Below are 19,842 nucleotides of genomic sequence, written 5' to 3' on the forward strand. Positions count from 1 at the left end.
TCCTGACGTAGCCGCATCACGACCACATCAGGCGAGACAGTCATTTTCATTTGTCGTACGAGGTAGAACAAGATGCAAAAAGAGAGACACGAAAGCGGGAGCAAAGCTTCCCGCACAACGATCAAGGCAATGGCCACGCCGCGATCAACCAGCACCGTACGCCGGACGCTAGCCCAAGCCGCCGCGCTATCGCTTTCGCTGACCTTCGCCGCCTGCGGCGGAAGCAACGGCAGCAGCGCAATCGGTTCAGGCGCGAACAGCGAAGCCGCAACACCCGACGCCAAAGCCGACGTCGAAACCTCGGCCGCATTCGCCGCGGCATCGACCACCGTGCCGCTCGCGCTGTCGCTGAAAATGAATACCGACGGACTCGAGGCCGACGCCAGCAACGACCGCTTCATCATCAAATACCGCGACGGCACAACCGAACGCGACTCGACTTCGGCGGTGCAATCGAGACTGCAGAAACTGTCCGGGGCGTTCCCCGCGAAAGCGCACCATTTCCGCCGTACCGGCATCGGCGCCGACGTCGTGACGACCGACCGCAAGCTGACCATGAAAGAGGCGAAGGCGTTCATGCGCGCCATTGCCTCGGACCCGAACGTCGACTATATCGAGGCCGACCGCGAGATGTCCACGACGATGGCGCCGAACGACCCCGACTACAGCAAGCAGTGGAGTTTGAGTTCGACCCAGAAAGCCGGCGGCTATCCGGGCATTCGCGCGGAAAGCGCGTGGGACATCGCGAACGGCGCCGGCGCGGTGATCGCGGTCGTGGATAACGGCACCACCAGCCATACCGACCTGAACGCGAACATCCTGCCCGGTTACGACTTCACGTCGACCAATCGCGGCGGCAACGGGACCAACCCCGGCATCCTCACCGAAACCTGCGCGATCGACTGGCACGGCACGCATGTCGCGGGCATCGCCGCCGCGCTGACCAACAACGGCTACGGCGGCGCCGGCATCGCGCCCGGCGCCAAGGTCGTGCCGGTGCGGGTGATGAATGCCTGCGGCAAGGGCTATACGTCCGACATCGCCGACGGCATCGTCTGGGCAGCCGGCGGCACGGTGTCGGGCGTCCCCGCCAACACGCACCCGGCGAAGGTCATCAACCTGAGCCTGGGCGGCCTCGGCGGCTGCGAATCCACGCTGCAGAATGCGCTCGACTTCGCCGTTTCGCGCGGCGCGACCGTGGTCGCCGCGGCGGGCAACAACTCGACGAGCGCGACGAATTTTTCGCCGGCCAACTGTCGCAATGTGATCAGCGTCGGCGGCAGCAACCGCTGGGGCTCGCGCTGGGTCAACTCGAACTACGGGCCGACGGTGGACATCGCCGCGCCCGGCGACTCGATCTGGTCGACCTATAACAACGGCACCGCAAAGCCCGGCACCGAAGGGTATGCCTATGCGTCCGGCACGTCGATGGCGGCGCCGGCGGTGAGCGGCGTGATCGCGCTGATCCAGTCAGTGGCGCCCGCCCCGCTGACGCCCATCGAAATGCGGACCCTGCTCGCGCAGAACGTGCAGCCGTTTCCCGGCGGCGCACCGGACCAACCGATCGGCGCCGGAATTCTGGATGCGACCGCAGCGGTGACAGCGGCACGGCTCGGAAGAATTCCGGCGGCGGCGAACTTCACCTGCAAGCAGAGCGATAAGTTGATGCATGTCTCGTGCACGGATCTGTCGACCGCGCGCGGCGCGCCGATCCGCTCATGGACATGGAACTTCGGCACGGCGGCGGCCGACACGGTCACCACGAAATCGACCAACCCCGAGCTCGATGTCGAGCAACCCGGCACGTACGAATTCACGCTGACGGTAACGGATGCCAACGGCGGCATCAGCAAAGTGACGCGCCCGTTCGAAGTCGAACCCATGCGGGTCACGGACATTAGTGACGACGGAACCGCGGTGCGATTCCCGATGAACGCCGCCGACAAGCAGTATTTTTCGGTGACGATTCCGCCGGGCGTGAGAAGTTCGGTGGCGCAGGTGGGCGTCAAAAGCCTGACCTTCACGCTGTCGCCCGACACAACCCGCGACGTTGCCACGATGTCGCTGAAAAGCGGTACGGCCTTGATGACCAACCCGAGTTGTACATCCGTCATGTCGGGCGGAAAATCGGCCGTCTGCGCGGTGAATGGCGTGGCGGTTGGCACTTACTACGTGCTGGTGAGCAGCGCGTCGGCGATCGATAACGTGTCGATCAAGGCTGTCTCGTTGTACTACTACCAATAGGCAACCGCGCCACCGCGCCACTGAAGTTGGAACGCGAGCGCCTGCCTGCGGCAATCGCATCGGGAACTCGCGTTCCACGCACATCGATCATCGGAAACACCAGTCGCGTGTCGAAGCAAAGCCTCTCCATTCCGTATCGCGACGAAACCGCCGCGAGTTTCGACACGCTCATCGCGCAGGCAGACGTTCTTTTCTCCGCGCGTCGCATGAATGCGGCGATGAACGCTTACTGCCGCGCACTGCTTCTGCATCCGCACAACGCGCACGCCTTGCATCGCATGGCCCTTGCGTGTGTTCATACCGGCGAAGCGGACCGTGCGCGTTACTTTCTCGCGCAGGCCGTGCGAGCCGCGCCGGAACACGCGGAATTATGGGAACACGCGGGATTGATCGCGGCGATGCAAGACGATCACGCCACAGCCGAAGCGTATTACCGTCGCGCGTTGGCGTTGAGTGCGAATACAGCGAGCCTGCATCGCAACCTCGCCGACAATCTGCGGCTGGCAGGAAAACTCACCGACGCCCTCGCGCATTACGAACGAGCGCTTGAAATCGAGCCGTGCCTGCATCACGCATTGCGCGCGGCAGCGCGCATCTGCGCGGAACTCGGCAAAACGGAAGAAGCCGCCGACTACTGGCTACGCGCATGGACGCTGAACCCGGCACATCTGCAAGACGGCTTCGATCTACTCGCCGCGCTCGTCCGCGACAATCGCAATCGCAACCGCAACCGCAACCGCGAACTCAACGACGTAATCGAACAACTGAGAACCCGCTGCGCGCATCACGCCGAATCGCTCAAATCACTCGCCTTCGTATTGAACAGCCACGACCGTTTCCGCGATGCGCTCAGCGTCGCCCGACAGGGCCTCGCGGTCGATCCGCATCATCCGCTGCTGCATCACAACGCGGCGCGAGCGCTGAGCATGGTCGGCTGTCTCGCGGAGAGCTTGCCGCACGGTCTCGAAGCGGCGCGACTGCTGCCGGACAACGCCCATCTGCAATTTCAACTGGCGGGCGTCCAACTCGGCCTCGGCGATTTCGCGGCGGGCTGGCGGCGTTATAGATGGTTCTACGCGCTGCCGGGCAAAGATAGCGAACGGGTTCACCCAAGCTTTCCCGAGTGGCAAGGTGAGCCCGTTGCAGGACGCCAGTTCCTGCTGGTCGGCGAGCAAGGGCGCGGCGACGAAATACAGTGCCTGCGATTCGCCGCGTGGTTGCATCGACAAGGCGCCACCGTGGATGTACTCGTCAGTCAGCCGATCGTTGCGCTCGCATCGAGCATGACCGGCGTGCGGAGCGTTTTCGCTACGCTGCCGCCCGGTCCCTACGACTACCATTGCCTGATGCTCAGCATGCCGGCGCCGATGAAACTCGACGTCTCGATGCTGCCCATCGCCATGCCCTACCTCATCGCGGATCCGTGCAAGACGCGGGACTGGCACGCTCACCTGGAAGCAATCTCTCCACGCGGCGTGAATGCGAAACGCAGACGCGTCGGCATCGTATGGGCAGGCAGCCCAGCTCACGTACTCGACCGTTTTCGCTCGATACATCTCGACGCGCTGAAGCCACTGTTCGTGCTTCCGGACATCTCGTGGTACTCGCTGCAGAAAGGCGAACAGGAACATGACAGCGAGTCGCTAGCGAGTACGTACGGCGATTTGCACGCACTCGGCCCAGCCATCCACGATTTTGCGGACACGCTCGCGATCCTCCATTCGCTCGACCTGCTGATCACCGTGGATACCTCCGTCGCTCATCTCGCCGGCGCGGCGGCGCTGCCGGTCTGGGTCATGGTGCCCGCCTACGGCGAATGGCGATGGTTGACCGAACGCACCGACAGCCCTTGGTATCCGTCGATGCGCCTGTTCCGCCAACGCGAACCGGGCGAGTGGACGCCGATCATCGACGAAATCGCCGACACGTTGCGCGCATGGCTCGATGCGCCGCTTCGGTGCATACCGCCCGAATGCCCCGTGCGGGTGCAGAAGGCAGGGTCCGAGAAAACGCCAACGCGGTGATTGCGCTGAATGCATCGCGCGTTGCGACAACTGGCATAGCCGTTGCTTTAACCTTGGCCAGTCGTCGATAAATTGATTCCATGCTGCGTGTTCTCCTCGTCACCGATACCGATAAGCCCATAGGCGATCTGCGTGACACCCTCGCCCGGCTCGGCTACGACATGCTGGCCGGCACTGCGACGCCGCAAGCGCTGCATCGCGTGGTGGAAAGCGAGCGGCCCGATGTGATCATCATCGACACGGAATCCCCCTCGCGCGATACGCTCGAACAACTCGCGGTGATGAACGCCACCGCGCCGCGTCCGGTGCTGATGTTCAGCCACGACGCCAACCAGCAGTTGATCCGCGACGCGGTCGGCGCGGGCGTCACCGCGTATCTGGTCGAAGGCCTCGCCACCGAACGGCTCGCGCCGATCCTCGAAGTCGCGCTCGCGCGCTTCGCGCAGGAATCGCAATTGCGCGAGCGCCTCGCGCAAGCCGAAAACGAGCTGGCCGAACGCAAGCTGATCGATCGCGCCAAGCGTGTGCTGATGGATCAGCAGAACCTCACCGAACCCGCCGCCTACGCCAACCTGCGCAAACGCGCGATGAATCAGGGCGTCAAACTCGCCGAGGTCGCACGCGCGATCGTCGCGTCGGCCGATCTGCTCAAATGAAGCGCCGCTCATGAACTCTTCTTCCTCCCTCACCGCGCCGTCTTCGTCGGGTCAACTCGAGAAGACCCATTTGCGGCTCGGTTTCGTGGCGCTCTCCGACGCCGCGCCGTTGATCGCCGCGAAACTGCTCGAATTCGGTCACGCACACGGGCTGACCCTTGAGCTATGCCGCCAGCCTTCGTGGGCCGCCGTGCGCGACAAACTGCTGTCCGGCGATCTCGATGCGGCGCACGCGCTGTATGGCCTCGTCTACGGTGTGCAATTGGGTCTGGGTGGTCCGCAAACGGACATGGCCGTGCTGATGGTGCTCAACCGCAACGGCCAGGCGATCACGCTGTCGAACCGTCTCGCCGCCGCGCTCGCCGAACATGGCACGCTGCCTGAAGCCCTCGCGACGCTCGGTTGCAAGCCCGTGTTCGCGCAAACCTTTCCGACCGGCACGCACGCAATGTGGTTGTACTACTGGCTCGCGTCGCAAGGGGTGGATCCGTTGCGCCATATCGATAGCGTCGCGATTCCGCCGCCGCAAATGGTCGCCGCGTTGGCCGACGACAAACTCGACGGCCTGTGTGTCGGCGAGCCCTGGAACGCGCAGGCCGAAGCCGATGGCGTCGGTAAAACGGTGGCTTATTCGAGCGAGGTATGGCCCGATCATCCGGAGAAGGTGCTGGCCTGTCGGCGCGATTTTGCCGAGGCGCATCCGAATACCGCTCGCGCGCTTGTGCAGACCCTGCTTGAAGCGTGCCGCTGGCTCGACGGTGCGGGGCATCGCGACGAGATCGCACACTGGCTCGCGCGGCCTGACTACATCGGTATCGATGCGGCGCTGATTGCCGCGCGGCTAGGTGGCGACATCGCCGATTCCGCGCCGCGTGGCCTGCCGGTGCGTTTCTTCGATGACGGTGCGGTGAACTACCCGCATGCGTTCGAAGGCGCGTGGTTCCTCACGCAATTCGAGCGATGGGGCATGATCGACGCGCGCGCGGACTACGACGCGATCGCGGCGCGGATCAATCAGACGCAGTTGTATCGCGAGGCGGCCGCGCGTGTGAACGTCGCGGTGCCTGGTGACAACGTGCTGCCGAGCGTGTTGATCGACGGCAAGGTGTGGGGTTGCGACACGCGCTCTGACGCGTATGCGTCGAATTTTCCAATTCGGCGTTGAGTTTGCCGGCGGGTGTTGGTGTTAATTGCACGGAGAAACGCACCACGAAATCACTCACCCTCATTCACCCTCACACAGCGGAAACAACACACTCACCACCAACCCGCCACCCTCCGCATCGGTCAACGCAATCAACGCGCCATGCACGCGCGCGATTTCCCGCACGATCGACAAACCCAGCCCGCTGCCCTCCACCGCCTGCGTCGCTTCGCTGCGATAGAAGCGTTCGAACACCGCCTCGCGTTCGCCGACCGCAACGCCCGGCCCGTTATCGATCACCTGCAACAACGGCTGCCCGCCTTCGGTCGCGACCCGCACGGTAATCACCGCGCCGTCGCCTGAATAGCGGATCGCGTTATCGATCAGATTGCCGACCAGTTCCGCGAGCAGATCGACCTGGCCCATCACGTCGATCCGTATCTCCTGTTCGAAACCCAGATCGATGCCGCGCGAACGCGCCACCGGCGACCAGTCGAGCGTCACGCTACGCGCCACTTTATGTAGCGGCACCGCGGCGTGCTTGACGGTATAGCCGCTGTCTGCGTCGAGCCGCGAGAGCGACAGCAACTGCTGCACGATCCGCACCGCTTGCTGCACCGCGCCGTTCAAACGCCGCAAATGCACGCCTTGCCGATGGTTACCGTTGGCGTTTTCCTCAACGCCGTCAAGATCGCGCAGCGCCAGTTCAGACTCCGCCTGAATCACGGCCAGCGGCGTTTTTAACTGATGCGCGGCGTCGTTGAAAAAGCGCCGGCGCGACGACTGCATCAACTGCGTACGGCCAATGTACTGATTGATCGAATCGACCAGCGGCGTGACCTCACTCGGCAAACCCACCGTATCGAGCGGCACCGGATCGTCTTCGGCACGCGCAGCGACTTTCGCCGACAGACGATTCAGCGGCCGCAAGCCGCGCGCGACACCCAGCCACACAATGCCAAGCGCCAGCACCACCAGCAGACATTCCTGCTGCAACGAGCCGATCAGAATCTCACGCGCCAACGCCTGGCGCGGTTCGATCGTTTCGCCGACCCGCACCAGCACGACCCGCGTCTGCGCGCTCGGCACGTCATGCACGGGCAACCTGAGCATCGCAATGCGCAGCGGCCGGCCGCGAAACTCGTCGTCGTAAAACTGCACGCTGTAGGGCTCGGCCGGTACTTTGCGCGGATTCGGCAGATCGGGATAACCCGTCACCACGCGGCCACCCTCCTCGCGAATCTGGTAATAGATATTGCCGCCGCCGTTCGATTCGAACATTTCCAGCGCGAGATACGGCAGGTCCACTTCGATTTCGCCGTCGCGCAGACGGATACCGTCGCGGATCGAGCGCAGCGAAAATTCGAGCGTGCGGTCGAACGCGTCGTGAGCCGCGTTCATGGCGCGTTGATAGGTGAGCCACGCGTCGAACGCGAGCAATAGAAGCAGCGGCAATAGCAACCAGAGCGCGACCCGCACGCGCAGATTCGGCTGCTTCATGCGCCCCGTGCTTCCAGCAGATAGCCCAATCCGCGCAGCGTCACGATGCCCACCGAACTGTGTTCGAGTTTCTTGCGCAGACGGTGGACGTAAATCTCGATCGCATCCGCATTCACGGATTCGTCGAGCCCGAAAATTTTCTCGGACAGCGTGTCTTTATTAATCGCGCGACCGTTGCGCAGAATCAGCACTTCCAGCACCGAACGCTCGCGCGGCGTGAGCGCCAGCGGCTCGCCGCCGAGCGTGAAACCGCGGTCCACGCTGTCGTACTGCAGCGTGCCGCATTGCGCGCGCTGCGGCTCCTGCCCATGACTGCGACGCAACAGCGCACGAGCGCGCGCTTCGAGTTCGGTCAGCGCGAACGGTTTGGCCAGATAGTCGTCCGCGCCGAGGTCGAGACCGCGCACGCGCTCCTCCACCGACCCATGCGCGGTCAGCATCAATACCGGCACCGCGTTGCGCCGCGCGCGCAGACGCCGCAGCACCTCGAGACCATCCAGTTTGGGCAGACCGATGTCGAGAATCACCAGCGCGTAGTCCTGCGTGCGCAAGACGTGATCGGCGGATTCGCCGTCGTGCATGCAGTCGACGGTGAGTTTTGCGCCGGTCAGCGCGTCGGTCAGCGAACGGGAAAGGATCGGATTGTCTTCGACGAGCAGCACACGCATAACCAGAATCCCAGGGAAATCCATGAGGCGAATTCGACCATTGTGACGCATTTCCCTTCAAAAATGAAAGCATTCAGAAAGCGATCATCTCTTACCATTCGCCTACACAAAACCAACACAAAGTTTTCTGGAGGAAGACGTGCAAAACGCTTTGAAGGCTCTCGCCATTGTTGCCGCATTCGCCGTAAATCCCGCGTGGGCGGCCATTCCTGCCGGTTATCCGGGCGACTATCAGAGCACGATCGACGGCGCGAAGAAGGAAGGCAAACTGATCGTCTACTCGGTCACGGATACCGCTTTGGTACGTCCGCTCATCAAGGATTTTGAAAGCCTGTACGGCATCAAGGTCGAGTACAACGACATGAACAGCACCGAGCTATACAACCGCTATATCAGCGAAAACGCGGCCAGCAGCACCAGCGCCGACGTGCTGTGGAGCTCGGCCATGGACCTGCAGGTCAAGCTCGTCAATGACGGGCTGATAGCCTCGTACGAATCGCCCGAAGCGAAGCACTTGCCGCAATGGGCGCAATACCAGAAGCAGGCGTACGGCACCACGTACGAGCCGTTGGCAATCGTCTACAACAAGCGCCTCGTGCCGGCCGGCGACGTGCCGCAAACGCGCGCCGATCTGATCAAACTGCTGCAAACCAAGGCCGATCAGTTCAAAGGCAAGGTCACGACTTACGACATCGAGAAGTCAGGTGTGGGCTTCAACTATCTGACGCAAGACGCGCGCGTGAACCCGCAGGTCACGTGGGATCTGGTGAAGGCCATGGGCGCCACCGGCCCGAAACTGCAGTCGAGCACCGGCGCGATGATGGAGCGCATCTCGTCGGGTGAAAACCTGATCGGCTACAACATTCTCGGGTCGTACGCGCTGACCAAGGCGAAGAAAGACCCGTCGATCGGCTACGTCTACCCGAAGGACTACACGCTGGTGGTCAGCCGCCTCGTGACGATTTCGAAGAAGGCGCAAAGCCCGAATGCCGCGAAGCTGTGGGTCGATTATCTGCTGTCGCAACGCGGCCAGACGCTGCTGGCGAATCAGGCGAACCTGTTCTCGATTCGCGCGGACGTGGACGGCGAAACGTCCATGGCCGGCCTGACGAAGCAGCTCGGCGATTCGCTCAAGCCGATCCCGATCGGCGCGGGCCTGCTGGTCTATCTCGACCAGTCCAAGCGCCTTGAATTCCTCAAGCAATGGCAACAGTCGATCAAGCGTTAAGCACGCGCATCTGACCAACATGTCCGCGCCGCCACGCGCGGGCGGACACAAAACCTTCCTTCACGACCTGTCGATATGCGGCTTATCTGCCGCAGGGGGACACTCATGCTTTCCACAAGCGCAACCGGACACCGCGACGCCCCGTCGCTCGCGGCCGACGGCGGCTCCATCGGCGCGCTTCCGCGCGGCGGTCTGCAGCCGTTCGCGGGGCTGCTGCGCTGGCTCGTCGTCGCGGTGCTGACTATCGCGGTGGCGCTGCCGCTGGGCTTCATTCTGTTTCAGAGCGTGCTCAACGCACCGTTCTTCGACACCAAACGCACGCTCGGCCTCACCGGCTTCGAATTCATTTTCAGCGATCCCGACTTCTGGTCCGCGCTGAAAAACTCGTTCGTGATCGCCGCCGGCATGCTGTTCATTTCGATTCCGCTCGGCGGCGTTCTCGCGTTCCTGATGGTGCGTACCGATCTGCCCGGCCGCCGCTGGCTCGAACCGCTGCTGCTCACCCCCGTGTTCGTCTCGCCGATGGTGCTCGCATTCGGCTACGTAGTCGCGGCCGGCCCGGTCGGTTTCTACTCGGTGTGGTGGAAAGAACTGTTCGGCACCGCCGAAGCGCCGTGGTCCGTCTACTCGATTCTCGCGATCACGGTGATCGTCGGCTTGACGCATGTGCCGCACGTGTACCTGTATTCGTCGGCGGCGCTGCGCAATCTCGGCTCGGACGTCGAGGAAGCGGCACGCGTCGCCGGCGCGCGGCCGTTTCGCGTCGCGCTCGACGTGAGCCTGCCGATGACATTGCCCGCACTGCTGTTCGCCGGCGTCCTCGTGTTCTTTCTCGGCTTCGAAGTGTTCGGCCTGCCGCTCGTGCTGGGCGACCCCGAAGGGCACCTCGTGCTGGCCACCTATCTGTACAAGCTCACCAACAAACTCGGCGTGCCGTCGTATCACCTGATGGCCGCGGTCGCGGTGTGCATTGTCGCGATCACGTTCCCGCTGGTGCTGCTGCAACGGCGCTTGCTGAAGAGCGCGAATCGCTTCGTCACCGTCAAAGGTAAGGCGGGACGTCAGACCGTGTTGCCGCTCGGCGCGTGGCGCTGGGTCGCATTGGCGATCGTCGCGCTGTGGCTGATGCTGACCGTGTTCGTGCCGCTCTCCGGCATCACGTTGCGCGCGTTCGTCACCAACTGGGGCGAAGGCGTGCATCTCGCCGACGTGCTGACGCTCGCCAACTTCACCGAACTGTTCGAGCAGGACAACCTGGTCCGCGCGATTCTGAACACGCTCGGCATGGGTGTGCTCGGCGGCGCGCTGGCGGTGGGCTTCTATTCGCTGGTCGCGTTCGCGGGGCATCGCCGCAACGATTGGGCGACACGTCTGCTCGATTACCTCGTGCTGCTGCCGCGCGCGGTGCCGGGCTTGCTCGCCGGTCTCGCGTTCCTGTGGATCTTTCTGTTCGTGCCCGGCCTGAAGGAACTGAAGAACTCCATGTGGAGCATCTGGATCGCGTACACGGTCGTGTGGCTCGCGTACGGCATGCGTCTGATTCAAAGCGCGCTGCTCCAGGTCGGCCCCGAACTCGAGGAAGCCGGACGCAGCGTCGGCGCCACGCGTGCGCGCGTCAGCCTCGACGTCACGCTGCCGCTCGTGCGATTCGGTCTGCTCGCGGCGTGGCTGCTGATTTTCATGATTTTCGAGCGCGAATACTCGACCGCCGTCTATCTGCTCTCGCCCGGCACCGAAGTGATCGGCGCGCTGCTGGTGTCGCTGTGGGCGACCGGCGCGGTCGATCAGGTCGCCGCGCTTTCTGTCATCAACATCGCGATGGTCGGCGTCGGACTCGGCGTCGCTCTGCGCTTCGGAGTGAAATTGCATGGATAAGCTCTCGGTCGACAACCTCTTTCTGAGCTATGGCGACAACCCGATTCTGAAGGGCGTGTCGTTCGATCTGAACCCCGGCGAAGTGGTTTGCCTGCTGGGTGCATCGGGCAGCGGCAAGACCACGTTGCTGCGCGCGGTGGCCGGTCTCGAACAGCCGTCGTCGGGACGTATCGAACTCGACGGCAAAACGTTTTTCGACGGCGCGAAGCATGTCGATCTGCCGGTCGAGCAGCGCTCGCTCGGGCTCGTGTTTCAGTCTTACGCGCTGTGGCCGCATCGCACGGTGGCGGATAACGTCGGCTATGGATTGAAGCTGCGGCGCGTGTCCGGCGCGGAGCAGAAAAAGCGCGTGCAGGCCGCACTCGATCAACTCGGCCTCGGCGATCTTGCAGCGCGCTATCCGTATCAACTGTCGGGCGGTCAGCAGCAGCGTGTGGCAATTGCACGCGCGCTTGTCTACAACCCGCCGGTGATTCTGCTCGACGAGCCGCTGTCGAATCTCGACGCCAAGCTGCGCGAAGAAGCGCGCGCGTGGCTGCGCGAACTGATCGTGTCGTTGGGGCTTTCCGCGCTGTGCGTGACGCACGACCAGACCGAAGCAATGGCCATGTCCGATCGCATCCTGCTGTTGCGCAACGGCCGTATCGAGCAGGAAGGCACGCCCGCCGAACTGTATGGCGCGCCCCGCTCGCTCTACACGGCGGAGTTCATGGGCAGCAACAACCGCATCGATGCGCGCGTGGCGTCCGTGGACGGCGAACGCGTGACGCTCACCGGCGACGGCTGGCAATTGCAGGCGCAAGCGCGCGAAGCGCTCACCACGGGACAGAACGCGCAGGCTGTGATTCGCCTCGAACGCGTGCAAGTTGCCGATGGTCCCGGCGCGAATCGCCTCGAAGCCGATCTGATTACGTCGATGTATCTCGGCGACCGTTGGGAATACCTGTTCCATTGCGGCGATCTGCGTCTGCGCGCGTTCGGTTCCGTGCCGCGCGCGGCGGGCCGTCACTGGATCGAATTTCCCGCTAACGATTGCTGGGCGTTCGCCCAGGCGAGTTGACGCGCGCGCGTCGCTCACGAAAAGCAGCAACCGAAGCAAAAAAACCAACCACCGGAGACAGTAGATGAAGTGGAGCATGAAGAAGGCGACCCTCGGCGCGACCTGCGCCGGCCTCGCGGGATTGGCAGGATTTGCCGGGTTCGCGACCAGCGCCCAGGCGCAATCGAGCGTGACGTTGTACGGCATTGTCGATGCGGGTATCGAATACGTGAACCACGCGAGTGCGGACGGCAGCGCGACGCGTCTCGTGTCGGGCGGCAAGAACACCTCGCGCTGGGGCTTGCGCGGCGTCGAGGATCTGGGCAGCGGGCTGAAGGCGATCTTCCAGTTGGAAAGCGGCATCAACATCGCGAACGGCCAGTTCGACGACAGTACCGGCGCGATCTTCGACCGTCGTGCGACCATCGGCCTGAAGAACCGCTTCGGGCAAATCACGGTGGGCCGCAATTTCACGACCACGTACGACTACATGCTGCAGTTCGACCCGATGGGTTACGCGCCGAACTACTCGTGGGCGAGTTCATCGACCGCGACGGGCGGCCGCAAGGACGGTCTGTTTTCGCGTTCGTCCAATGCAGTGCGTTACGACGGCATGTTCTCGGGCGTCAAGATCGGTGCGATGTACGGCTTCGGCAATGTGCCGGGCAGTCTGAAATCGAGCTCGAAGTACGACTTCGGCCTCGGCTACGAAACGGGTCCGTTCGCCGCGGTCGTGACTTTCGACCGGCAGAATGGCGCGTACGACAGCGTCACGCCGATCGACAGCACCAACTACATTCAAGGCATCCACGCCGGTTTGAGCTACGACTTCGGCGCGGTGAAGGCGATGGCGGGTTACCGGAATTACCGGCGTACGTTCCATACCTCCGCGCCGACGCAGCGCAGCGATATGGTTTGGGTCGGCGGGCAGTACGATGTGACGCCGTTCGTCTCGGTGTTCGCGGCGCTCTACCATCAGGACATCAAGGACGCGAGCGACGCCGATCCGACGTTGTTCTCGCTGCGCGCGCAGTACGCGTTGTCGAAGCGCACGGTGCTGTATATGGCGGGGGGTTATGCGATGGCGAAGCATGACAAGGCGGTGAGTCTGTCACGCGATCTGACGGGTGCCGCGGATACGCAGACGGGGGTGACGGCGGGGATTCAGCACCGGTTCTAAGTCAGCGGTCAGCTTACTTAGATCGTCACCAAAGCGTACGAGGCGTGCAGGGAGTTTTATCGCCCGGCACGCCTCGTCCCTTGCTAAAGGTTTTTCCGCTTAGAAATTGAAGTTGTCGATATTGCTCGAATCAAACGTGGTCGGCGGTCCGAGAATGATTTCGCCTTTCGGTCCGATCGTCCGCTTACCGAGCTTGCCGGCGTCGAACGACTCGCCTTCCTTACCCGTGATCGTGCCCGACGCCAGCGCCGCTGCCGCGTAAGCCGCCAGATAGCCCAACTGGTTCGGATCCCACAACTGGAACGCCTTCACCGTGCCGTTCTTCACGAACGCGCGCATCTGGTTCGGTGTGCCCAAGCCCGTCACCGCGACCTTGCCCTTGCTCGACGACGACGAGATATAACGCGCCGCCGCCGCGATACCCACCGTGGTCGGCGCGACGATCGCCTTCAGATTCGGATACGCCTGCAACAAACCCTGCGTCTCGGTGAACGATTTCTGATCGTCGTCGTTGCCGTAGGCGATCTTGACGAGCTTGATCTTCGCGTACTCAGGCTTCTTCAGTTCCTCCTGCATCCACTTGATCCACGTGTTCTGATTGGTTGCGTTCGGCGTGGCCGACAGCACCGCGAACTCGCCCTCGCCGCCCATCAGTTTGGCAACCAGTTGGACCTGACTGCGCCCAATCCCTTCCGCGTTCGCCTGGTTGACGAACAACTGGCGGCCTTCCAGCGCCGTGTCCGAGTCGAAGGTCACGACCTTGATGCCTTGCGACATCGCCTTCTTCAGATACGGCACCACCGCATTCGCGTCGTTGGCGGCGATCACGATCGCGTCCTGCCGTTGCGTGATCAACGTGTTGATGTATTGCACCTGCGACGACGCACCCGCGTCCGACGGCCCCACCACCTTGCCCACGCCGCCGAATTCCTTGATCGCGGCGAGGCCGCCGTTGTCGGCAGTCACTTCGTAGGGGTTGTTGATCTGCTTCGGCACGAAGGCGATTTTCAGGCCGCTTTTCAGATCCGCGGCGGACGCCGCGCAACTGATCGCGAGCAACGCGACGCAAAGCGCGGCCGCGCCGGTGTGACGTAGAGGTTTGAACATGAAGTGTCTCCTGCTTGTTGTTGGACGTGTTGGTGTCCGGGTTATCGGTCGTTGGACTTTCTCTTCGTGCACAGGGATAAAAACGTCATACGGAAGACGCGGACTTCGCGATGAAACGCCGGTCGCGCGCCGCGCGCCAGCGGGCCACCAGATTCGGAATCAGCACCGAAGCCAGCAGCAGCACGCCGGTGACGATGGTCAGCGTTTCGCTGGAGACGTCGTCGAGCGTCAGCGCGTTTTTCAGCACGCCGATAATCAGCAGCGACAACAGCACGCCGATCATCGAACCACGTCCGCCGAAAATGCTCACGCCGCCGAACAGCACCGCGGCAATCACCGACAACTCGAAGCCTTCGCCGTTGTCGCCGCGCGCGCTGGTGAAGCGCAGCGTGTAGACCACGCCCGCCAACGCGCTCATTGCGCCGGACAACACGAACAGCCGCAGCCGGAGTTTCGCCACTTCGATGCCGGAGAACGCAGCGGCGGTCGGATTCGCGCCGATCGCGTACAGACTGCGGCCGAATGCGGTGGATTGCAGCAACACGGTGAACAACACCGCGCCGACGATCACGATCACGAACGGCAACGGAATGAAACTCGCGCCGAGCGTGTCCATGCCGAATGCCGTATAGCCCGCCGGAAAATCCGCCACGGCCTGATCGCCGAGCAGCACATAGGCCAGCCCGCGAAACAGCGCCAGCGTGCCGATCGTGACCGCGAGCGAAGGCAGATTGAGCTTGACGATCACAAGACCATTCAACAAACCGGCCAGCGCGCCGGCAATCACCACGAGCACGATCACGACGGGCATCGGCAAGCCCATATGCCACAGCACGCCCATCAACGCGCTGGAAGCGCCGAGCACGGACGCCACCGACAGATCGATTTCGGCGGCGACGATGATCAGCGTCATCGGCAGCGCCATCAACGCGATCTCGGTCAGATCGGCGAGCACGTTGCTCAGATTCGCGCCGCTCAGGAACACCGGCGACAACGCGCGGCCGAGTATCAGCGACGCAATCAGCACGATCACCAGCAACACTTCCCATTGCAGCGGCGTTTCGCGTTTGCGCGTGAGCAGCGCGGAATCGGGTTTAGCCATGATCGCGTTTCCTCATCATGCGTTTGGCGACGGAGCGGGCCAGCAAGGTATCCGCGGTGATGGCGGCGACGATCAGCGCGCCTTGAATCGCCTGCTCCCAGAACGGCGACACGTGCAGCACGACCAGCGCGATGCTGATCACGCCGAGCACCAGCGCGCCGAGTGTGGCGCCGAGAATCGTGCCGACGCCGCCGGTAATCGCGACGCTACCCACCACGGCGGCGGCGACGACCTGCAGTTCGATGCCCTTCGCGGTACTCGCGTCGACGGTGCCGAAACGGGCCAGCCACAACGCGCCGGCAAAACCGGCAATCGCGCCGGAGAGGAGAAAACCTGCCATCACGCGACGCTCGACGTTCACGCCGGCGAGTCGCGCGGCTTCGGGATTCGAACCGATCGCGTAGTGCTCGCGGCCGCCGCGAAACTGCTTCAGATACACGGCAAGGCCAAGCAGCACCACGAAGGCGATCAGCGCGAGCGTCGGAATGCCGAGCAGCGTGCCGGTCGCGAGCCGCGAATACGCGTCGGGCAAACTGGTCGCGTTGATCTGGCCGCCGTGCACCCACGCGTAATCCGCGCCACGAAAGATGTACAGCGTGGAGAGCGTCGCCACCAGCGACGGCACGCGCCCCACCGCGACCAGCAGCGCGTTGATGCTGCCCGCCACGAGACCGATCGCGAGCCCCGCCACCAACGCGACAAGCACGGGCATATGGGGAAACGCGACATACAGACTGCCGACCGCATACGCGCTGATGCCGACCGTCGAGCCCACCGAGAGATCGATGTGCCGCATCAGGATCACCACCGTCATACCGGCGGTCAGCAAACTGATGATCGACACGTTGAGCAGCACGTCGCGCAGATTCTGCAGATTCAGGAACTGGGGCTTCGCGAGTCCCGTACCGACGATCAACAGAATCAGCACGACGAACAGCGTGGTTTCCCGGCTCTTCGCGATGCCCGCCACAAAACCGCCGGGCGTGCCCGCATTGCGCTTCGACAGCGGCGGCTGAACCGGCGCGGGATGAGTGGAAGAATGGCGCATCATGCTGCGTTCCCCAACGGTGGAATCGGTTGGCCGAGTGCCGCCGCCATGATGCGTTCCTCGTCGGCTTCGGCGCGTGCGATATCCGCGCTGATCCGCCCTTCGTGCATCACCAGTACGCGGTCTGCCATGCCGAGCACTTCCGGCAATTCACTCGAAATCATCAGCACGGCCATGCCGTCGCGCACCAGTTCGGCGAGCGCGCTGTACACCTCCGCTTTAGCGCCGACGTCTATGCCGCGCGTGGGTTCGTCGATGATCAGCACTTTCGGGCCGGTGGCCAGCCATTTACCGAGCACGACCTTCTGCTGATTGCCGCCCGACAGCGTGCCGACCGGCGCATTCGGATCGCCCGCTTTGAGGCGCAGCCGCGTGCCCCATTGATTGGCGAGTTGCGTCTCGCTGCGGGTCGAAATCAGGCCGTGTTTGACGAGCCGCCCGAGTACCGTCATCGACGCATTGCGCGCGATGCTCAACTCCAGCGCCAGCCCCTGCTGCCGACGATCTTCCGGCACCAGCGCAAGCCCCGCTCGCACGGCGGCGGCCGGCCGGCCCGCCGTCAAACGCTCGCCTGCAATCCAGATCTCGCCCGAGTCGAGCGGGTCGATACCGAAGATCGCCCGCGCCACTTCGCTGCGCCCCGCGCCCACCAGACCGGCCAGCGCGACGATCTCGCCCGCGCGCACGTCGAACGAAATGTCCTTGAATACGCCGACGCGCGTGAGCTTGCGCACCGATAGCCGCACGTCGCCCGGTGGCCGCTCGGCCTTCGGATAGAAGGTCTCCAGATCGCGACCGACCATCTTTGCGACGATCGACTCCGTGCTGAGATCGGCGGTCAAACCGTCGAACACTTTGGCGCCGTCGCGCATGATCGTGACGCGCTGTGTCAGCGTGAACACTTCGTCGAGTCGGTGCGTGATGAACAGAATCGCCACGTCGCGCTCGCGCAGCTTGCGTACGATCGCGAAGAGCCGTTCCACTTCGGGCAGCGACAAGGCCGCCGTGGGTTCGTCCATGATCAGCACGTTCGCGTTCAGCGATAACGCCTTGGCGATTTCGATCACCTGCTGGTCCGCGATCGACAAACCGCGCACCAGTTGATCCGCGCGCAGATCGACACCGAGCGACGCGAGCAGGCCGTCCACCTCGCGACGCATCGCGTCGTACTGAATGCGGCCGATGCGGTCGACCGGCTGCCGTCCCATGAAGATGTTCTCCGCGATCGAGAGATCGAAGAACAGCGTCGGTTCCTGATAGATCACCGCGAGCCCGGCGTCGCGTGCTTCGGCGGGTGTCGCGAAGCGGCGCGCCACGCCGTCCACCAGCAACTCGCCGGTATCGGGTTGATGCACGCCGGCGAGAATCTTCACGAGTGTCGATTTGCCCGCGCCGTTTTCGCCGAGCAACGCATGCACCTCCCCCGGCCACAGCGAGAGATCGCCTTCCGAGAGCGCGCGGACCCGGCCGAACGATTTGCTTGCATGCCGCAATTCAAGCCTCGGCACGGCGGATGTGGATTGCTGCACTGCGTGTCTCCTTCCTGTTTCTCACGGCCGACCGTACGGGATGCATTGACTACATTTGACTACATTTGAATGCATTTAAATCCGGTAACAACGTTCTGCATTGCGGCGAAACAACGCCTCTTTTTCCGCGACACTCGCGCCGTCGACAATCGACGCATACGCGTGCCACAAGTCCGCGTAAGAGCCGAACAACCGATCGACCGGGAAGTTCGACGCGAACATCGCCCGCTCCACGCCGAACGTATCGATCGTTTCGAGCACGTAGGGCCGCAGGCTTTCAACGCTCCACTGGTGATCGAACATCGCGAGTCCGCTGATCTTCACGGCGATATTCCTGCAACCGGCAAGCAAACGCATGCCGTCGCGCCACGCGCGATAACCGGCCACGCTGTCGCGGTCCACGAACATGCCCGCATGGTTGACGATAAACAGCGTGTCGCCATGCGCGCGTGCCAGCGCTGCCGCGTCTTCCATCTGTGACGGATACAGTTGCAGGTCGAACGACAGGTCGTAACGGCGCAGCAGCGCAAAGTGTTCACGCCACTGCGGTTCACGCATGTAATGGCGGCCGACGTAATCGAACAGTTTGTTGTCATGCACGTTCAGAATCTGGCGGATGCCGCGCGTATTGGCGAATGCCGCGTGCGCTTCGAGCAGCGCCGGTGCGTTCGGCGCGGACAGATCCACCGCCGCGACGATCGCGTTCGGCATGCCGCGCGATTCAGTGCGGTCCGCGATGGACTGCAACCAGCGCGTCTCTTCGACCGGATCGGCGGGATCGTGATTCGCCTCGACGTGCACCAGTTTCAGCACGTTGATGTCGCCCGCTTCGCCTAACAGATCGTCGAGCAGGTAGTCGTGTTTCAACTCGCGCGCGTCGCCGACGAACGACACGCCCGGGTTCTCCAGCCACGGATAGCGATGCGTTTTCAGATCCCACAAATGGATATGCGAATCGACCACCTGCATGCGAGTTTCTCCGTGCGGTGTTGATCGTGGCGAACCTGCTGAGAGAGGCGCGTTCATCGGATCACGTCAGGCTCAGCGAGTTCAGATGAAAGACCGGTTCGAGCGACAGCTGAAGCGGCGTATGGTCAGGCGCGGTTTGCATGATGTCGGCCATGTAATCCCACCATTTGCGCATCACGTCGAGTCGCGGCAGGTCGTCCATGGTGTGATGCGTGGTGCGCGTCAGGATGGCGAACAGATGGTTCGTGTCCGCGTCGAAGAAAATCCGGTACTCGCGCACGCCGGCGTTGTGCAACGCATCAACCAGCTCGGGCCAGATTTGCGCGTGACGTCGCTCGTATTCTTCGCGCATGCCGGGGTTGAGCACCATCCGGAAAGCGATTGTCTCCATTGCGGCTTGTCTCCCGTCGTATTCGGGCGCTTTTCCGGCGATGCGGCTGAGCGTCTGATGCGACTATAATTCCTGCGTCGATAGCATCTCAATCCGTTGTTGGGATTGGGCGATCCACAAACCGAATCGCACAGGGCC

General features: G+C 63.1%; 16 protein-coding genes. 8 read left to right on the top strand and 8 right to left on the bottom strand.

What is annotated here, in order from left to right; all coding sequences use genetic code 11:
* Positions 1-129: 129 nt before the first annotated feature.
* The 4 genes from HWY05_RS02515 to HWY05_RS02530 all read left to right on the top strand — a co-directional run bounded on the left by HWY05_RS02515 (position 130) and on the right by HWY05_RS02530 (position 6,089).
* Positions 130-2,244: a S8 family serine peptidase gene (locus tag HWY05_RS02515; protein WP_208459071.1), complete on the top strand. Its 2,115-nt coding sequence runs from the start codon at positions 130-132 to the stop codon at positions 2,242-2,244.
* Between the two features lie 107 nt (positions 2,245-2,351).
* Positions 2,352-4,268, top strand: a complete 1,917-nt coding sequence (locus HWY05_RS02520; protein WP_244146467.1) for a tetratricopeptide repeat protein — start codon at positions 2,352-2,354, stop codon at positions 4,266-4,268.
* Between the two features lie 80 nt (positions 4,269-4,348).
* Positions 4,349-4,924, top strand: coding sequence for an ANTAR domain-containing protein (locus HWY05_RS02525; protein ID WP_035557993.1), 576 nt, complete (start codon positions 4,349-4,351; stop codon positions 4,922-4,924).
* A gap of 10 nt (positions 4,925-4,934) precedes the next feature.
* Positions 4,935-6,089: a CmpA/NrtA family ABC transporter substrate-binding protein gene (locus HWY05_RS02530; protein ID WP_176057283.1), complete on the top strand. Its 1,155-nt coding sequence runs from the start codon at positions 4,935-4,937 to the stop codon at positions 6,087-6,089.
* 60 nt (positions 6,090-6,149) lie between these two features.
* On the opposite strand, the gene HWY05_RS02535 is transcribed toward HWY05_RS02530, so the two are convergent.
* On the bottom strand, positions 6,150-7,568 hold the full coding sequence (locus tag HWY05_RS02535; RefSeq protein WP_176057284.1) for a sensor histidine kinase: 1,419 nt from the start codon (positions 7,566-7,568) through the stop codon (positions 6,150-6,152).
* The gene (locus HWY05_RS02540) at positions 7,565-8,260 is read right to left on the bottom strand and encodes a response regulator (RefSeq protein ID WP_081936221.1); all 696 of its coding nucleotides are present in this window, start codon (positions 8,258-8,260) and stop codon (positions 7,565-7,567) included. The genes HWY05_RS02535 and HWY05_RS02540 overlap by 4 nt, the downstream gene beginning before the upstream one ends.
* A gap of 115 nt (positions 8,261-8,375) precedes the next feature.
* Between HWY05_RS02540 and HWY05_RS02545 the strand changes: the two genes are divergently transcribed.
* The 4 genes from HWY05_RS02545 to HWY05_RS02560 all read left to right on the top strand — a co-directional run bounded on the left by HWY05_RS02545 (position 8,376) and on the right by HWY05_RS02560 (position 13,558).
* Positions 8,376-9,464 (top strand): ABC transporter substrate-binding protein, encoded by a 1,089-nt coding sequence (locus HWY05_RS02545; RefSeq protein WP_176057285.1) that lies wholly within the window; start codon positions 8,376-8,378, stop codon positions 9,462-9,464.
* A 105-nt stretch (positions 9,465-9,569) separates the two neighbouring features.
* Positions 9,570-11,339: an iron ABC transporter permease gene (locus HWY05_RS02550; protein ID WP_176057286.1), complete on the top strand. Its 1,770-nt coding sequence runs from the start codon at positions 9,570-9,572 to the stop codon at positions 11,337-11,339.
* Positions 11,332-12,399 (top strand): ABC transporter ATP-binding protein, encoded by a 1,068-nt coding sequence (locus tag HWY05_RS02555; RefSeq protein ID WP_035558007.1) that lies wholly within the window; start codon positions 11,332-11,334, stop codon positions 12,397-12,399. Before HWY05_RS02550 ends, HWY05_RS02555 begins: the two co-directional genes overlap by 8 nt.
* Before the next feature lie 76 nt (positions 12,400-12,475).
* The gene (locus HWY05_RS02560; RefSeq protein ID WP_176057287.1) at positions 12,476-13,558 is read left to right on the top strand and encodes a porin; all 1,083 of its coding nucleotides are present in this window, start codon (positions 12,476-12,478) and stop codon (positions 13,556-13,558) included.
* A 99-nt stretch (positions 13,559-13,657) separates the two neighbouring features.
* Here HWY05_RS02560 and rhaS read toward each other — a convergent pair whose 3' ends face one another.
* The 6 genes from rhaS to rhaM all read right to left on the bottom strand — a co-directional run bounded on the left by rhaS (position 13,658) and on the right by rhaM (position 19,704).
* Positions 13,658-14,665: a rhamnose ABC transporter substrate-binding protein gene (rhaS, locus tag HWY05_RS02565; RefSeq protein ID WP_176057288.1), complete on the bottom strand. Its 1,008-nt coding sequence runs from the start codon at positions 14,663-14,665 to the stop codon at positions 13,658-13,660.
* Positions 14,666-14,750: 85 nt separating this feature from the next.
* On the bottom strand, positions 14,751-15,767 hold the full coding sequence (locus tag HWY05_RS02570; protein ID WP_176057289.1) for an ABC transporter permease: 1,017 nt from the start codon (positions 15,765-15,767) through the stop codon (positions 14,751-14,753).
* The gene (locus HWY05_RS02575) at positions 15,760-16,818 is read right to left on the bottom strand and encodes an ABC transporter permease (protein ID WP_035558016.1); all 1,059 of its coding nucleotides are present in this window, start codon (positions 16,816-16,818) and stop codon (positions 15,760-15,762) included. The genes HWY05_RS02570 and HWY05_RS02575 overlap by 8 nt, the downstream gene beginning before the upstream one ends.
* Positions 16,815-18,344 carry a sugar ABC transporter ATP-binding protein gene (locus HWY05_RS02580; RefSeq protein WP_035558018.1) on the bottom strand — a complete coding sequence of 510 codons (1,530 nt, stop codon included), beginning with the start codon at positions 18,342-18,344 and terminating at the stop codon, positions 16,815-16,817. Before HWY05_RS02580 ends, HWY05_RS02575 begins: the two co-directional genes overlap by 4 nt.
* 75 nt (positions 18,345-18,419) lie before the next feature.
* A complete protein-coding gene (locus tag HWY05_RS02585) occupies positions 18,420-19,313 on the bottom strand; it encodes an amidohydrolase family protein (protein WP_176057290.1) in 894 nt (297 codons plus the stop codon).
* Between the two features lie 61 nt (positions 19,314-19,374).
* Positions 19,375-19,704 carry an L-rhamnose mutarotase gene (gene rhaM / locus HWY05_RS02590; RefSeq protein WP_176057291.1) on the bottom strand — a complete coding sequence of 110 codons (330 nt, stop codon included), beginning with the start codon at positions 19,702-19,704 and terminating at the stop codon, positions 19,375-19,377.
* Between the last annotated feature and the right edge of the window lie 138 nt (positions 19,705-19,842).

Source organism: Paraburkholderia sp. BCC1876 (assembly GCF_902833695.1).
Classification (GTDB): Bacteria; Pseudomonadota; Gammaproteobacteria; order Burkholderiales; family Burkholderiaceae; genus Paraburkholderia.

Excerpts from the sequence above, each read along its gene's own strand:
- HWY05_RS02555 (WP_035558007.1), top strand. The coding sequence starts at position 11,332 with ATGGATAAGCTCTCGGTCGACAACCTCTTTCTGAGCTATGGCGACAAC.
- HWY05_RS02585 (WP_176057290.1), bottom strand. The coding sequence starts at position 19,313 with ATGCAGGTGGTCGATTCGCATATCCATTTGTGGGATCTGAAAACGCAT.
- HWY05_RS02540 (WP_081936221.1), bottom strand. The coding sequence starts at position 8,260 with ATGGATTTCCCTGGGATTCTGGTTATGCGTGTGCTGCTCGTCGAAGAC.
- HWY05_RS02550 (WP_176057286.1), top strand. The coding sequence starts at position 9,570 with ATGCTTTCCACAAGCGCAACCGGACACCGCGACGCCCCGTCGCTCGCG.
- HWY05_RS02515 (WP_208459071.1), top strand. The coding sequence starts at position 130 with ATGGCCACGCCGCGATCAACCAGCACCGTACGCCGGACGCTAGCCCAA.
- HWY05_RS02530 (WP_176057283.1), top strand. The coding sequence starts at position 4,935 with ATGAACTCTTCTTCCTCCCTCACCGCGCCGTCTTCGTCGGGTCAACTC.
- HWY05_RS02535 (WP_176057284.1), bottom strand. The coding sequence starts at position 7,568 with ATGAAGCAGCCGAATCTGCGCGTGCGGGTCGCGCTCTGGTTGCTATTG.
- HWY05_RS02560 (WP_176057287.1), top strand. The coding sequence starts at position 12,476 with ATGAAGAAGGCGACCCTCGGCGCGACCTGCGCCGGCCTCGCGGGATTG.
- rhaM (WP_176057291.1), bottom strand. The coding sequence starts at position 19,704 with ATGGAGACAATCGCTTTCCGGATGGTGCTCAACCCCGGCATGCGCGAA.
- HWY05_RS02575 (WP_035558016.1), bottom strand. The coding sequence starts at position 16,818 with ATGATGCGCCATTCTTCCACTCATCCCGCGCCGGTTCAGCCGCCGCTG.
- rhaS (WP_176057288.1), bottom strand. The coding sequence starts at position 14,665 with ATGTTCAAACCTCTACGTCACACCGGCGCGGCCGCGCTTTGCGTCGCG.
- HWY05_RS02525 (WP_035557993.1), top strand. The coding sequence starts at position 4,349 with ATGCTGCGTGTTCTCCTCGTCACCGATACCGATAAGCCCATAGGCGAT.
- HWY05_RS02570 (WP_176057289.1), bottom strand. The coding sequence starts at position 15,767 with ATGGCTAAACCCGATTCCGCGCTGCTCACGCGCAAACGCGAAACGCCG.